Here is a 14,789-nt window from a genome sequence, read left to right on the forward strand (position 1 = left end):
TCTAAATTTTGCTGATTAGATAATGTGAAACACTAAAAGTGAAAATGAAAAGAGTATTAATGCTAATTATGGTGCTTGCAGCTATTTCTTGCAAGGAAACTAAAAAAGAAAATCAGGAAAATCCTGTTGTTGAGGAAGTAGCGAAACCTGAAATAAAATTGTATGCGTTTGATGGGGGTACGGTGATGGCCAACAATTTAAATCTGTTTGCCCAAGGTGATACCTATAAAGGAGAAAGTAAGGAATTAAGTGATGCTTTCTTTGTTATTGTGCACCCAAAAGGTACTTTATTGTGGGATACTGGACTTCCGGAAATGTTGGTGGGGAATGACCCATATACAACTCCAGATGGCAGCTTTACCATTTCAAGAAAGGACAGCACCTTGCAACAATTGAAATCCATCGGACTTGATTCTTCAAACGTGGACATCATAGCCTTTTCACATATTCATTTTGATCATACTGGAGGTGCAAATCATTTTCCAAATGCAAAATGGTTGATCCAACAAACCGAGGAGGACTTTATCAATAGTGATGCCATTAAGGGCAATAGTTTTTATGCTCCGGATTCGTTTTCAAAATTGAAAAATAAAAAGATTTTGAACGGGGATTATGATGTCTTTGGAGATGGCACTGTTGTGATTAAATATTACCCAGGACATACAGCAGGGCATCAGACCTTATTTTTAGATTTGCCCAATGAAGGTCCTACTATGCTATCAGGAGATATCTATCATTTTGAGGCCAACCGAGAAAACGGTATTGTACCACAATTTAATTATGATATCCCAGAAAGTGAGGCCAGTATAAAAGCTTTTGAGGAATTTGTTAAGGAAAAGAATGCCAAAGTATATATTCAACATGATAAGGGAAATTTTGACAGTATGCCAAAATCCCCTAACTATTTAAATTAAGAAACATGCTTAAAATCAATAACCTACATGCAAGTGTAGAAGACAAAGAGATACTAAAAGGGATTAACTTAGAGGTGAAGGCTGGAGAGGTGCATGCCATAATGGGTCCAAACGGATCTGGTAAAAGTACGTTGGCTTCTGTCATAGCCGGATCAGGAGAGTTCGAGATAACAAAGGGTTCGGTAGAAATGGAAGGTGAGGATATGGAAGATTTGTCACCAGAAGAAAGAGCTCACAAGGGAGTTTTCCTTTCTTTCCAATATCCTGTGGAGATTCCAGGGGTGTCCGTTACCAATTTTATGAAAACGGCCATTAATGAAACTCGTAAAGCCAATGGCCTAGAAGATATGCCCGCTAGTGAAATGTTGAAGTTGATCCGTGAAAAATCAGAACTTTTGGAGATCGACCGTAAATTCTTGTCCCGCTCCTTGAACGAAGGATTTTCAGGTGGGGAGAAAAAACGCAATGAAATTTTCCAAATGGCGATGTTGGAACCAAAATTGGCCATCCTAGATGAAACCGATTCAGGATTGGACATTGATGCCCTTCGTATTGTTGCCAATGGGGTAAACAAATTGAAGAGCAAGGATAATGCGGTGATCGTTATCACCCACTACCAGCGTTTGTTAGACTATATTGTTCCTGATTTTGTGCATGTATTGCATAATGGAAAAATTGTTAAATCCGGGGGCAAGGAATTGGCCATGGAATTGGAAGAAAAAGGATACGACTGGTTAAAACCAGAAACAGCAGTATAAAAGTAGTGAACAGCAGCGCTTTTGGCAGATGCGTCTTCCAAAGCAAGTTGAGAACTGAAAACCGAAAAAAATGGATTTAAAAGAGAAATTGGTTTCTTCCTTTATGGCTTTCGAGAATAATGTAGATGTGGACCATCCAGTACATGATATTCGTTCTGAAGCCATTAAGAATTTTGAGATTAAAGGATTCCCTACCAAAAAAGAGGAAGCTTGGAAATATACGTCATTGAACAACTTGCTAAAAGTGGATTTCAGTGTATTTCCTAAAAAGGAAACCTCCTTGGAATATAAAGATGTAAAGAAATATTTTTTACATGAAATAGATAGTTATAAAATTGTTTTCATAGATGGGGTCTATAGTTCCTATCTTTCAGAGACTACCCATGATGGCTTAGATATCTGTTTGATGAGTTCTGCCTTGAACAAACCAGACTACAAGGCGGTAATCGATGTGTATTTTAATAAAATAGCGTCTAAGGACGACTCATTGACCACCTTGAATACAGCTTTCAGTAAAGAAGGAGCCTATATCTATATCCCAAAGAATAAAGCGCCTAAAAAACCAATTGAAATCATACATTTTTCAACTGGTAATGAAGCGGCCATGATGTTACAGCCGAGAAGTTTAATTGTTGCGGAGGAAAATGCAGAATTGCAGGTGATAGAACGCCACCAGAGTTTAACTACTAATGAGGTGTTCACCAATTCGGTGACTGAGATCTTTGCGGCCAAACGTGCCAACGTAGACTATTATAAGGTTCAGAACGATAGCAGTTCGGCTACTTTGATAGACAATACCTATATAGATCAGAAAGATAAGAGTGTTGTAAAAGTACACACCTTTTCTTTTGGCGGAAAATTGACACGTAACAATTTAAATTTCTACCAGAACGGGGAATATATAGATTCTACCATGAAAGGGGTTACCATTTTAGGGGACAAGCAACATGTAGATCACCATACTTTGGTACACCATATAGAGCCTAACTGTGAGAGCCACCAAGATTACAAAGGTATTTATGGCGACAGTTCTACAGGAGTTTTCAACGGAAAGATCATTGTGAACAAAATTGCCCAAAAGACCAACGCCTTTCAGAAGAACAATAATATTTTGGTGAGCGATAAGGCAACCATTAATTCAAAGCCACAATTGGAGATATTTGCGGATGACGTTAAATGTTCCCACGGTTGTACTATTGGTCAGTTAGATGAGGATGCCTTGTTCTACTTGCAGTCTAGGGGTATCCCGAAGAAAGAAGCAAGGGCCTTGTTGATGTATGCTTTCGCCAATAATGTTTTGGCCAGTGTACGGATTCCGGAATTAAAGACAAGGATCAATAAGTTGATCGCCAATAAATTGGGCGTTAATTTAGGATTCGACCTATAATTTAGGAGTACGTCAATTATTTCTTTTAGAAGGGGCATTTATTGCCCCTTTTTTTATGAATACCCTTTCGGTTTCTAAACGAGAAACCTTGTCTTTTTTAGTTTATTTTAACGAATACAGAACTTTGTTTAAGCAGCATATAGTCAAATAGTTGTTACCTTTGTACCTATGAAAATAGCTATGATAGACGTACTAAAAATCCGTAAAGATTTTCCAATACTACAACGGGAAGTGAATGGTAAGCCTTTGGTTTATTTGGACAATGCTGCTACCTCACAAACACCGCAACAGGTGATAGATGTGATCGTGGATTACTACAGCAGGTACAATGCCAATATCCATAGAGGAGTGCATACGCTTTCACAAGAGGCTACCGATGCTTACGAGCAGTCCAGACAAAAAATACAACATCATTTTAATGCGGGTCATCCCTATGAGATCATATTTACATCTGGTACTACCCATGCCATTAATTTAGTGGCCAATGGGTTTGCATCTATCCTTAAAAAAGGGGATGAGATCATGGTATCCGCTTTAGAGCACCATTCCAATATTGTGCCATGGCAAATGCTGTGTGAGCGCACAGGAGCTATTTTGAAGGTCATTCCTATGGACCTGAACGGAGAACTGATCATGTCCGAATACCATAAATTGCTTTCCAATAAAACGAAATTGGTTTTCTGTAACCACGTGTCAAATGCCTTGGGAACGGTGAATCCAATCGTTGAAATTATTAATGCTGCCCATGAAATTGGTGCTGCGGTCCTCATTGATGGGGCCCAAGCTGCTCCTCATATTAAAGCCGATGTTCAGGCATTAGATGTGGATTTTTATGTGGTATCTGGACATAAATTATGTGGTCCTACGGGGGTTGGGGTATTGTATGGGAAAGAGGAATGGCTGCGGAAATTACCCCCATATCAGGGTGGGGGTGAAATGATTGCAGAGGTGAGCTTTGAAAAGACCACCTACGCTGATCTGCCCCATAAATTTGAGGCAGGGACTCCGAACATTTGTGGCGGTATCGCTCTGGGAGCAGCACTGGACTATATGAACAATATAGGTCTGGAGACTATTGCTGCCTATGAGCACGAGTTATTGGAATATGCAACGGAGCAACTTTTGGCCATTGAAGACTTGAAGATTTATGGGCAGGCCAAAGAAAAGACGGCTGTGATTTCTTTTAACATAGAGGGGATCCACCCCTATGATATTGGTGCTATCTTGGACAAATTAGGGGTGGCTGTACGCACAGGACACCACTGTGCCCAACCTATTATGGACTTTTATAAGATTCCAGGAACAGTAAGGGCCAGTTTTAGCTTTTACAATACCAAGGAAGAGGTGGATATTTTGGTGGCGAGTGTAAAGCGAGCCAAAAATATGCTCCAATAGCCTTTACTTTTTTTAGTATTTACCTACAAGCCCCAAAAAAAATAATATTTTTTTTGGGGCTTGTAGTTTTTGGACTACACTACGTTTATCGATGAAATGCAGTTTTTTGAAGTAGTTCTCATGGGAAATATATTTATCAATAAGCTAAGTATTTGTTAAAATATTATATATTCGGAACTGATAACTACAAAAACTAAATTGAATTATGAAAAAAGTATTTTTAGGTTTTGCGGCGTTTGCCATGGTGCTTACTTCTTGCGAGAATTAGCAAAATGAAATTAGTAATGATATCTCTCAAGAGGTGCAGGTAGATATGAGCGATTTTACATTGTTAGTTGCAGATGATGATATTGCAGGGAAATCTGCCAATGCTTTAGACAAATGCCATTCTATGAAAAACTTGGAGTATCGTCTTAAAAAGGACCCTGGTCTTCAAAAGAAAATGTATGATATAGAATACCAAACTAGAAAAGCTACAGCCATGAAATCTACCACTGGAAAGGGCAAGCCAGTCGGTGGCGGCGATGGCGGAACTCCACCACCAATTTATACAGCCCCAATTACTATACCAGTGGTAGTAAATATAATCGAAAGAAGTGAAGGAAATGTTACCCAAGCCCAGATCAGTTCGCAAATTGCCATTTTAAATCAGGATTTTAACAATAATAATCCAAGAACCAGTAACATACCAGGTGAATTTGCAGGGTTGGTTGCCAATGCGAATGTGACGTTTGCCTTAGCAAGCGTGGTGAGTATAGTAGATTCCAGAACATCCTGGGGTACTAATGATGCCATGAAGTTCTCTTCCCAAGGGGGAATAGATGCAACGGATAGTTCTAACTTTTTGAATATTTGGGTTTGTGAAATAGGAGGAGGTATATTAGGATACGCACAGTTTCCTGGAGGGTCTCCTGCCACTGACGGTGTTGTAATAGGGACTAATTACTTTGGTGAAACAGTTGCCGGAGGGATTTATGGAAAAGGTAGAACGGCTACTCATGAAGTTGGACATTGGTTGAACCTTCGTCATATATGGGGAGATGGAAGATGCAGACAAGATGATTTTGTAGCAGATACCCCATCTTCGGATGCGCCTAATTACAATTGCCCAGCTTATCCGACCGTAAATTGCCAATCAGCAGATATGACCATGAACTATATGGATTACGTACAGGATGATTGTATGTATATGTTCTCTAACGGTCAAAACGATAGAATGAGAGCTTTGTTTGTTCCTGGTGGAGCAAGGGAAGGTCTTGTTAATTAGTCAACCAACCTTTAGTTTAAAAGGCGCCAATAAAGGCGCCTTTTTTTTGTAATATTACTTGTAAATTTGAATAGAATGAAAATACAAATTTTACTCTTCATTTTTGTTCTGCCAATGATCAGTTGCTCACAAAGGACGGCAGATATCTCCAAAGTTAAATCTATTAATTATACGGCCAGTACCCGAGGTTTTTATCTGAATATTGAAATCAATGAAGAAAATATTTTGATAGAGCGAACTAGGGAAAGCGATACATCCATCAGCAAATCTTTGAGCGACGAAAAATGGCAACATTTAATCACCCTGATCTCAAAATTTGATGTCCGTAATTTGGATAAAATGGCCTCAACATCCAATAGGAGTCAAGTAGATGCCTCGGCAATAGCCATTCTGGAAGTTGAAACTGAAAATCATCTGTATTCTTGTTCCTTTGATCATGGCAGCCCCCCCGAGGCCCTAAAGGGGTTGATGGAGTACATGTTAACCTTGTCTGAAAGTATTGAATAGGTTAAAGAGTTGTTGTACCTTTGAGCAAAATTTAGTTATGGGGATAAAAGAGATACAGGATGAGATTGTAGATGAGTTTTCCATGTTTGAAGATTGGATGCAGCGCTATGAATATATGATAGAGCTCGGGAAATCTTTACCTATGATAGAGGGGCAATATAAGACGGATGACAATATCATCAAAGGTTGCCAAAGCAAGGTTTGGGTTCATGCAGAATTGCAAGAGGATAAACTAGTTTTCACGGCCGATAGTGATGCCATTATTACCAAAGGTATCATTGCTATTTTGATCCGGGTCTTTAGCAACCAAAAGCCCATGGATATCATGGGGGCAGATACTAAGTTTATTGATGAGATCGGGCTTAAAGAGCATTTATCCCCCACTAGGGCCAATGGTTTGGTCAGTATGATCAAACAATTGAAAATGTATGCCATTGCCTACCAAACACAATTAAATTAATAGACACCCAAATACTTAGGTAAACCCCTAAAAGGAAACAAAAATGAGCGAAGAAACAACGGAAGATACCCAAGAATTGGGAGAAAAAATAGTAAGGGTAATAAAGACGATATACGATCCGGAAATTCCTGTGGATATTTATGAATTGGGATTGATTTATGATGTCTTTGTCAATGAGGACAACGAGGTTAAAATTTTAATGACATTGACTTCTCCTAATTGTCCAGTTGCCGAATCATTGCCGATGGAAGTAGAGGAGAAAGTAAAATCAATAGATGCCATAAAGGATGTTGAGGTAGAAATCACCTTCGACCCGCCTTGGACCCAAGACCTTATGAGCGAGGAAGCCAAGTTGGAGCTTGGAATGTTGTAATAAGTAACCTTAAATAAAAAGCCTAAACAAATGTCTGAAATTGTAAACCGAGTGGCTAAAAGTACCTTGATCACCTTTAATTTGGAAGATCATTACCCCAAAGGGGACCGTGTGCTTTTAGATATAAAGGACTGGTTGTATGAAGGTTTTATTTTAAGGGAAAAGGATTTTAGGGCGGCCATAACCAGTCATAACTGGGAACAATACAAGGATGCCTATGTGGCCCTTACCTGTTCCAGTGATGCCATAGTTCCTGGTTGGGCCTATATGCTGATCGCTACCGAGCTACAGCCTTATGCAAAAAAAATGTTGATTGGTGATTTGGAGCAATTAGAGAGTTCTCTTTATCAGTCTATCATAGAAAAGTTGGACTTGTCCGAATATAAGGACAAACCAGTCATTATTAAAGGATGCAGCAATAGGCCTGTACCACCAAATGCTTATTTGTGGATCACTTCAAAAATGCAGACCGTTGCAAAGAGCGTTATGTATGGGGAAGCCTGTTCCTCAGTACCGCTTTTTAAAAGGAGGTAGTGTGCACTTCAAATTTGTTCTATATTTCATATTTCTTACCTTTGTTTTTTAACACTTAACACTGAAAGGAATGAGAAAAACACTTATAATCCTTGCCCTTATTGGAGGAACATTGGGAACCTATGCCCAGACTGTAGAAGAACTGAAAGCAGATATGGCTCCTAAAAAGGATTCATTAGTCGCTATCCAATCCAGGATAAATGCCATCCAGAAAAAGATTAATGCCATGCCAGGTTGGAAAATTGGTGCTTTTGGAACCATTGGTGGAAGCATTTCTGAGTTTAATAACTGGTTTTCTAAGGGTATTCCCAGTTCTTCAGCGGGGAATATTGGTTTTACTGTTAACTCTTATGCAAATTTAAAGGACGACAAATTCTTTTGGAGAAATGCGGCCAATTTAAATTTAAGCTGGGTTAAAATTGATGACAAAAACGATCCAACAGATGACGATACTTTTAGACAAGCCAATGATGTTTTTAATATTATCTCACTATATGGTCATAGGTTAAATAAAAAATTTGCCGTCTCTACTTTAGGAGAATATAGGACTACCATCCTAAGCAATTTTAATGATCCGGGATATTTGGACATTGGTGTTGGTGCCACATGGACTCCTATTGAGGATCTTGTGGTGGTGGTACATCCTTTAAACTACAACTTTGTGTTCAGTAAAGGGGATACTGTTTTTGAGTCATCCTTAGGAGCCAAAGTAGTGGCTGATTATACAAGACAAATTGGTAAAATAAGCTTTAAATCTAACCTGTCTGCTTTTCAAAGTTATAAGAGTGCTGATTATTCAAATTGGACATGGACCAATTCCTTTGGGTATACTCTGTGGAAAATGATTGGGGTAGGGTTCGATTTTGGCTTGCGTCAAAACAAGCAGGAGGCACTGAACTATGCCCTCAATAATCAGACTTTGCCAGGTCCTACACCTACCTTTGATACGGTAGATAATAAATTGCAAACCTATTGGGTCCTGGGATTAAATTATTCCTTCTAGAATTATACAATTGCATAAAAAAAGCCATCTATATAGAGGGCTTTTTTAGTTTAGTAGGGTTTGCAAACTTGGGGTTTGTCTTTGGTTAAGTACAGATTTGGGGAACCAAGCACTTTATGATAAAGGAAAGTTTTATTTGGGGTAAATGCTATTACTTAATTACAATGTAAAGATAACAATCAATTAAAAAAGCTAGTGAATATATATTGTGAAGGCTATTCATAGTGTTTGAAAAAAATATAAGGTTTGTTTTCTTCGATAAACAACAATTTATTTTTTAAAAGGACCATATATTAAGATAAAAGCGTGAGATTTTCTTGTAGGATATTATTTTCATTAAAATTTGATTTAATAAAGAAAACGGAGGATATGTGTAATGCAAAAAAGCCCTCTATAAGGAGGGCTTTTTGATAGACAAGTAGGTCTTTAAAAATTTAGTTTGGCTCCGATAAATTACCGGCATAATTCTTTAAAAGTTCAAGTGCGGAATTGGGTAACCATAACACTTTATTGCTAAAGCGATGGTTTTATTTGGGGATAAACACTATCACTTAATTTTAAATACACTTTAAAGATATGCCTTAAGTTTCTTCTGCCTAAATTTTTGATGTGAATCTATTGTAAAATGTGGTGTAATAATTAACTGTCGTTTTTTGTAGTTGAACAACACAAATATCCAAAGTTCTTTTCTCTCATATTAGTATTCGTCTAACTGCTCTGGATATAAGAAGTTGTTATAAGGAAAGCGGGTTACATGTATTTCTCTAACCTCATCGTAAACCCTTTTTCTAAATTGATCTATATTTTCTTTGTTCAGGGCAGAGATAAAGATGGCCTTGTCTCCAACTTTTTGCATCCAAGTCCTTTCCCATTCATCTATAGTGAAATGCTTCTGTGTTCTTTCGGTCATTAGATCGTCATCATCAATGGTCTCATGGTGGTACTGATCTATTTTATTAAAGACCATTATGGTTCTTTTGTCCGCACTATCTATTTCGTCCAAAATCTTGTTCACGGATTCTATTTGTTCCTCAAAGGTAGTGTGGGAAATGTCAACAACATGTAGCAACAGATCTGCTTCCCTAACCTCGTCTAAGGTGCTTTTAAAGCTTTCTATTAATTGGGTTGGTAATTTGCGTATAAATCCAACCGTATCCGTCAACAAAAATGGCAAATTTCCTATAACCACCTTACGTACAGTAGTGTCTAGGGTGGCAAAAAGTTTGTCCTCTGCAAAGACTTCACTTTTGCTTATCACGTTCATTAAGGTAGATTTTCCTACATTGGTATACCCAACCAAGGCCACCCTAACTAGGGAACCCCTATTACCTCTTTGGGTTTCCATCTGCCTGTCAATTTTCAACAGTTTCTTCTGTAACAAAGAGATGCGGTCTCTTACAATACGTCTATCGGTCTCTATTTCTGTTTCTCCCGGACCTCTCATACCAATGCCCCCTTTTTGGCGCTCCAAGTGAGTCCAAAGCCCGGTAAGTCTGGGTAACAAATATTCATATTGAGCAAGTTCTACCTGGGTGCGAGCATAACTGGTTTGGGCGCGCTGTGCGAAAATATCCAAAATAAGGGAGGTGCGATCCAAGATCTTACAGCGCAGTTCCCGTTCAATATTTCGTTGTTGCCCTGGTGAAAGTTCATCATCAAAAATAACGGTGCCTATATTATTATCGGCGACATATGCCTCTACTTCCAATAGCTTACCACTACCAATATATGTTTTGGGATTTGGGACGTCTATACGCTGTACAAATCGTTTTGAAACTTCGCCACCAGCGGTATAGGTGAGAAATTCTAATTCATCTAAATATTCCTTTACTTTTTTCTCGTTCTGTTCCCTATGGATAACTCCAATAAGGACTACTTTTTCATATTCAATTACTTTCTTCTCTATCATAGGAACAATTAAAGTACAAATCTAATGAATAGTTGCCAAGCGATTTCCGTATTTTTAAACCACAACCATAAAAAGAATGCTTTTTACACCTTCTAGATCAAACACCAAGGAAAATCTGTATACTATTGCTTTTTATAATTTGGAAAACTTGTTCGATATAAGGAATAATGATCAGATAATAGAGGAAGATCTTATACCCAAAGGGATTAAAAAGTGGACTCTAAAAAGGTATGGTAAAAAAATTAAGAACTTAGGGCTTGCAATCTCTAGGATAGGTGAGAAATTAAATCATTATCCTCCTGTGTTGGTTGGGTTATCCGAGGTAGAAAACGAACATGTTCTCATGGATCTTATAGCTACGGAGAGTCTATCAAAATCAGGGTATAGTTATTTGCATTTTAATTCTCCAGATGAAAGAGGAATAGATACAGCACTGCTATACAGAGAGAATTATTTTACATTGATCCGTACAGAAGCAATTCCTCTTAAGGTGTTTAGTTTAGAAGGAGAAGTGTATAGGACTAGGGATATATTGTATGTGTGTGGTTGTTTAAATGGGGAAGAGGTCCATTTATTCATTAATCATTGGCCCTCCCGTAGAGATGGGGCTGCTGCTACGGCATATAAAAGAATTCGTGCAGCGGATACCATAAAAGAGTACATGACGAAATTGGAGAAAATGCACTTAAATCCAAAATATATAGTAATGGGAGATTTTAATGATGATCCTAGTTCAGAGAGTGTCAAGAACCTGGTCACTTCTAAGCAATTGTATAACCCCATGGAGAAAATGCATACTCCTTTCCGAGGTAGTGTACAATATAGACGAAGGTGGAACCTATTTGATCAGATTATTGTGTCTCATAATTTTTGTAATTACGAAAAAGGAACACATAGTTTTACCCATGCCAATATATTTGATGAGCCTTTTTTAAAGGAAAGCAAAGGCAAATATAAGGGGAGTCCGTTGCGTACCTTTGTAGGGAGTAGGTACAAAGGTGGTTATAGTGACCATTTTCCTGTATACATCCAATTTAAATTGGATGTATAGCCTGCTTCGCTTAGGGTAATGGGATTTTGAACCTATTTAGTCTCTCTAAATAGGTTCAAAAAGTGATTAAGGCCTACAAAAATAATCCATTTACGAAAATAATAGTGTATTTCATCGAAAAAAATACGTTTTTTGTCGATAATGTGTGGTATTTTCCTACATTTATAATCCCAATCTTAATGAACCTACTGTTATGGATAGAAATATTCCTTTAAGTCTCCCAACTTGTAAGCGTATTTTTCTAACGCTTACACTTCTTACTTCGGTTCTGACCTTCGGTCAGAATAGGGAACAGGCATTACAAATCCAAGGGGAATATAACGTTTCTAAAATCCATTCTTTTACTTCAGAACTTAAAAAAGATTTTACTACTTCAAGGACAAAAGTATTGTCTATGGCGAAGTCCAATGGATGGAAAATTTCTGAGACTCTGGAAAATGGAAATTTTGTAGAGTTACAAGATGTTGGTCCAGATGGGTCCCCAATTTACTACAGTACTTTTAGCGATAATGTGAGCCAAGTTTCAAGAGCTAGTTCTTTATATAGTAACGGTAGCTTACATCTTGATCTTACGGGAGAGGGTATGCAGGTTGGTGTATGGGATGGTGGGGTTGCTTTAGCTACACACCAAGAATTCGATACTAGGGCAAATGTCGGCGATGCTACCAATGATATAAGTGCACATGCCACCATGGTAATGGGAACACTTATCGCATCAGGCGTTAAAGAAAAGGCCAAAGGTGTTGCTTATAAGGCTAAAGCCACTACAAACGATTGGTCTAGAGATAAAATAGAAGTATCCGAAGCAGCTGCTAATGGTCTTTTATTATCCAACCATTCTTACGGAATTAAAAGTGACCGTGTACCAGAATGGTATTTTGGATCTTATATTAAGGTATCCCAAGATTGGGATAAGATAATGTTCAACGCTCCATATTATCTAATGGTAAGTGCTGCAGGAAATTCCCAAAGAATGGGAGACAATAAGGCGCCAATTTATGGTAAGTCTTCTGATGGTTTTGACCTGATGTTAGGTTTTGCTGCTTCAAAAAATGGGGTGACGGTTGCTGCCGCAGATACCAGAATTAATACTGATGGGTCTTTGGTTTCGGCCACTGTTGCGAATTACAGTAATTTTGGTCCTATGGATGATAGTCGCATTAAACCAGACATCGCAGGCGGAGGAAATAATATCTACGCAGCCAATTCCTCAAGTGCTACAAGTTATGATACATCTTCTGGTACTTCTATGGCTACTCCAGGCATCACGGGATCTATGTTATTGTTACAAGAATATTACGAACGTTTAAATGAAAGCTTTATGAAGGCGGCTACCTTAAAAGGTATTGTACTACATACTGCTGACGATGTTGATGCTCCGGGCCCAGATTTTAAAATGGGTTGGGGAATTATGAATTCCAAAAGAGCGGCAGAACTTATTACCAATAAAGACTATACATCTATCATATCTGAAGAAATATTAAATGAAGGGGATACGTACTCTATTATTGTAAAAGCGGATGGAAATAATACACTTATCGCTTCTATTTCTTGGACCGATCCTGCTGCCGATTATGTCAATAGGGGACTATTAAATGATATTACTCCTGCTTTAGTGAACGATTTGGATATTAGGATATTAAAAGATGGAAAAGAATTTCTTCCTTGGAAATTAAGCGCAGCCAATGCTACTGACGCTGCTGCTAAAGGAGATAATAGCGTGGATCCTTTTGAGAGAGTTGAAATTGCTAATGCTTTTGGAGAGTATATCATACTAGTAACTAACAAGGGTAATTTTAAGGAAAAGTCTCAAAATTTTTCAATTATTGTTTCTGGGATTAAAACGACGGATTGTATGATCGCCGTTCCTACAGGAGTTTCTCTAGAAGAAGCAACGGAAGATGCGGTGAATATAACTTGGGATGCACAGACAGATGCACTTTTCGAAGTACAGTATAGAGAGGTAGGCATAGGAGATTGGACAACAGAATATCATTACGAAACCACAGATTCTTTAAAGGGATTGGTGAATGGAAAGTCGTACGAAGTGAGACTACGAACTTTTTGTAGTGAGAACGTTGTGTCCGCTTATTCTCCTATTATCGAATTTACCTTTCAGGGAACTGAAACCCACTTGGAAGAAGTATTTGTTTTAGAAGAGCTTTCGGTAATAGAGCCACTTAAATTATCCATCTATCCTAATCCTGCTGTGGAGCAGATTAGCATTAATGGTTCGGTTTCACAGAATGCAATGTTTTCTATAGTTAACACCATGGGTGTGACTATAAAAACAGGAGAAGCCAATCAGAAAAAGATAGATGTGGCCAACCTTTCTACCGGACTTTATATTCTTACAGTTCAGGATTTGGTCGGTGTAAAAGCCACAAAATTCTACAAGAGCTAAACCCTTTTAATATCTTCCTCCAAAAGGTATTCCTCATTTCGTAATCGCAGAAATACCTGTACGGTGGTGATCACATCTAATTCACAATATTTAATTATTCTGTCTATATCATTCTCCTTATAATACACGTCCTTCACCATACTACCGTCTATATCTTCTTTAGGAGACGGAATGCCTAAGACATTCGCCATGAGTTTCAGAGAGGTAAAATGTTTATAATCTCCAAATTTCCATAGCTCCATAGTGTCTAAATGCGGAATTTCCCAAGGCTTTTTGCCGAAAAGATCAAGTTTTGCAGGCAAATCGATTCCGTTTATGATCATTCTTCTTGCGATATATGGGAAATCAAATTCCTTTCCGTTATGGCCACAAAGTAGGTATTTGGGATGGTTGAAATAGGAGTCCAAGAGATTTTTGAATTCTTTTAAAAGACCTTTTTCTTCCCCATGAAAGCTAGTAACCCTAAGGGTTCTAGTTTCTCCCTTATGGGAAAAGTATCCAACGGAAATACATATGATTTTACCAAATTCTGCCCAGATGCCAGCTCTTTCATAAAATTCTTCAGCTGTAAATTCTTCCTTGCGTTGGTATTTAGATTTCAGTTCCCAGAGTTCCTGTTTTTCTCCTTTTAGCTGTGAGAATTTTTCGTGTTCTGGGACCGTTTCAATATCGAGGAACAGGATATGTTCTAGGCTTATTTTATGCAGCATCTAGATGTATTTTATAAAAAGACGGGTTTTGTAATTGATTGTTTAGACTGAATCTTCTTCCAAATTAAATATAAACAAAATTGGGATATTGTTTAAGTTCTATAATTTCATTATTAA

At 38.0% G+C, this 14,789-nt stretch carries 14 protein-coding genes; 12 read left to right on the top strand and 2 right to left on the bottom strand.

All coding sequences use genetic code 11. The annotated features are described in order from the left end of the window. Window positions 1–44: 44 nt before the first annotated feature. From ABXZ36_RS03025 to ABXZ36_RS03070, 10 genes are all read left to right on the top strand, one after another. Entirely contained in the window at window positions 45–914 is an 870-nt protein-coding gene (locus tag ABXZ36_RS03025; protein ID WP_354613988.1) for an N-acyl homoserine lactonase family protein, read from the top strand. A 5-nt stretch (window positions 915–919) separates the two neighbouring features. Continuing rightward, on the top strand, window positions 920–1,672 hold the full coding sequence (sufC, locus tag ABXZ36_RS03030) for a Fe-S cluster assembly ATPase SufC (RefSeq protein WP_354613989.1): 753 nt from the start codon (window positions 920–922) through the stop codon (window positions 1,670–1,672). A gap of 70 nt (window positions 1,673–1,742) precedes the next feature. Further along, window positions 1,743–3,059: a Fe-S cluster assembly protein SufD gene (gene sufD, locus ABXZ36_RS03035; RefSeq protein ID WP_354613990.1), complete on the top strand. Its 1,317-nt coding sequence runs from the start codon at window positions 1,743–1,745 to the stop codon at window positions 3,057–3,059. A gap of 180 nt (window positions 3,060–3,239) precedes the next feature. Then, a complete protein-coding gene (locus tag ABXZ36_RS03040) occupies window positions 3,240–4,454 on the top strand; it encodes an aminotransferase class V-fold PLP-dependent enzyme (RefSeq protein ID WP_354613991.1) in 1,215 nt (404 codons plus the stop codon). Window positions 4,455–4,767: 313 nt separating this feature from the next. Continuing rightward, window positions 4,768–5,721 carry a zinc metalloprotease gene (locus ABXZ36_RS03045; RefSeq protein ID WP_354613992.1) on the top strand — a complete coding sequence of 318 codons (954 nt, stop codon included), beginning with the start codon at window positions 4,768–4,770 and terminating at the stop codon, window positions 5,719–5,721. A 75-nt stretch (window positions 5,722–5,796) separates the two neighbouring features. Next, window positions 5,797–6,228, top strand: coding sequence for a hypothetical protein (locus ABXZ36_RS03050; protein ID WP_354613993.1), 432 nt, complete (start codon window positions 5,797–5,799; stop codon window positions 6,226–6,228). A gap of 37 nt (window positions 6,229–6,265) precedes the next feature. Continuing rightward, window positions 6,266–6,688: a SufE family protein gene (locus ABXZ36_RS03055; RefSeq protein WP_354613994.1), complete on the top strand. Its 423-nt coding sequence runs from the start codon at window positions 6,266–6,268 to the stop codon at window positions 6,686–6,688. Between the two features lie 43 nt (window positions 6,689–6,731). Further along, window positions 6,732–7,061, top strand: a complete 330-nt coding sequence (locus tag ABXZ36_RS03060) for an SUF system Fe-S cluster assembly protein (protein ID WP_354613995.1) — start codon at window positions 6,732–6,734, stop codon at window positions 7,059–7,061. Between the two features lie 30 nt (window positions 7,062–7,091). Then, window positions 7,092–7,595, top strand: coding sequence for a DUF2480 family protein (locus tag ABXZ36_RS03065; RefSeq protein WP_354613996.1), 504 nt, complete (start codon window positions 7,092–7,094; stop codon window positions 7,593–7,595). Between the two features lie 70 nt (window positions 7,596–7,665). After that, on the top strand, window positions 7,666–8,598 hold the full coding sequence (locus ABXZ36_RS03070) for a DUF3078 domain-containing protein (RefSeq protein WP_354613997.1): 933 nt from the start codon (window positions 7,666–7,668) through the stop codon (window positions 8,596–8,598). Window positions 8,599–9,295: 697 nt separating this feature from the next. Here the strand turns inward: ABXZ36_RS03070 and hflX are convergent. Next, a complete protein-coding gene (hflX, locus tag ABXZ36_RS03075; protein WP_354613998.1) occupies window positions 9,296–10,507 on the bottom strand; it encodes a GTPase HflX in 1,212 nt (403 codons plus the stop codon). A 76-nt stretch (window positions 10,508–10,583) separates the two neighbouring features. Between hflX and ABXZ36_RS03080 the strand changes: the two genes are divergently transcribed. Then, entirely contained in the window at window positions 10,584–11,558 is a 975-nt protein-coding gene (locus ABXZ36_RS03080; protein ID WP_354613999.1) for an endonuclease/exonuclease/phosphatase family protein, read from the top strand. A 193-nt stretch (window positions 11,559–11,751) separates the two neighbouring features. Further along, window positions 11,752–13,962, top strand: a complete 2,211-nt coding sequence (locus ABXZ36_RS03085) for a S8 family serine peptidase (protein ID WP_354614000.1) — start codon at window positions 11,752–11,754, stop codon at window positions 13,960–13,962. Here ABXZ36_RS03085 and ABXZ36_RS03090 read toward each other — a convergent pair. Further along, entirely contained in the window at window positions 13,959–14,672 is a 714-nt protein-coding gene (locus tag ABXZ36_RS03090) for a 3'-5' exonuclease (RefSeq protein ID WP_354614001.1), read from the bottom strand. The genes ABXZ36_RS03085 and ABXZ36_RS03090 overlap by 4 nt on opposite strands. Window positions 14,673–14,789 lie beyond the last annotated feature (117 nt).

This window comes from Sediminicola arcticus (assembly GCF_040566695.1).
GTDB classification, from domain to species: Bacteria; Bacteroidota; Bacteroidia; order Flavobacteriales; family Flavobacteriaceae; genus Sediminicola; species Sediminicola arcticus.

What these genes read in the sequence shown, in the direction of transcription:
- ABXZ36_RS03025 (WP_354613988.1), top strand. Translation starts at nt 45, where the DNA reads ATGAAAAGAGTATTAATGCTAATTATGGTGCTTGCAGCTATTTCTTGC.
- sufC (WP_354613989.1), top strand. Translation starts at nt 920, where the DNA reads ATGCTTAAAATCAATAACCTACATGCAAGTGTAGAAGACAAAGAGATA.
- sufD (WP_354613990.1), top strand. Translation starts at nt 1,743, where the DNA reads ATGGATTTAAAAGAGAAATTGGTTTCTTCCTTTATGGCTTTCGAGAAT.
- ABXZ36_RS03040 (WP_354613991.1), top strand. Translation starts at nt 3,240, where the DNA reads ATGATAGACGTACTAAAAATCCGTAAAGATTTTCCAATACTACAACGG.
- ABXZ36_RS03045 (WP_354613992.1), top strand. Translation starts at nt 4,768, where the DNA reads ATGAGCGATTTTACATTGTTAGTTGCAGATGATGATATTGCAGGGAAA.
- ABXZ36_RS03050 (WP_354613993.1), top strand. Translation starts at nt 5,797, where the DNA reads ATGAAAATACAAATTTTACTCTTCATTTTTGTTCTGCCAATGATCAGT.
- ABXZ36_RS03055 (WP_354613994.1), top strand. Translation starts at nt 6,266, where the DNA reads ATGGGGATAAAAGAGATACAGGATGAGATTGTAGATGAGTTTTCCATG.
- ABXZ36_RS03060 (WP_354613995.1), top strand. Translation starts at nt 6,732, where the DNA reads ATGAGCGAAGAAACAACGGAAGATACCCAAGAATTGGGAGAAAAAATA.
- ABXZ36_RS03065 (WP_354613996.1), top strand. Translation starts at nt 7,092, where the DNA reads ATGTCTGAAATTGTAAACCGAGTGGCTAAAAGTACCTTGATCACCTTT.
- ABXZ36_RS03070 (WP_354613997.1), top strand. Translation starts at nt 7,666, where the DNA reads ATGAGAAAAACACTTATAATCCTTGCCCTTATTGGAGGAACATTGGGA.
- hflX (WP_354613998.1), bottom strand. Translation starts at nt 10,507, where the DNA reads ATGATAGAGAAGAAAGTAATTGAATATGAAAAAGTAGTCCTTATTGGA.
- ABXZ36_RS03080 (WP_354613999.1), top strand. Translation starts at nt 10,584, where the DNA reads ATGCTTTTTACACCTTCTAGATCAAACACCAAGGAAAATCTGTATACT.
- ABXZ36_RS03085 (WP_354614000.1), top strand. Translation starts at nt 11,752, where the DNA reads ATGGATAGAAATATTCCTTTAAGTCTCCCAACTTGTAAGCGTATTTTT.
- ABXZ36_RS03090 (WP_354614001.1), bottom strand. Translation starts at nt 14,672, where the DNA reads ATGCTGCATAAAATAAGCCTAGAACATATCCTGTTCCTCGATATTGAA.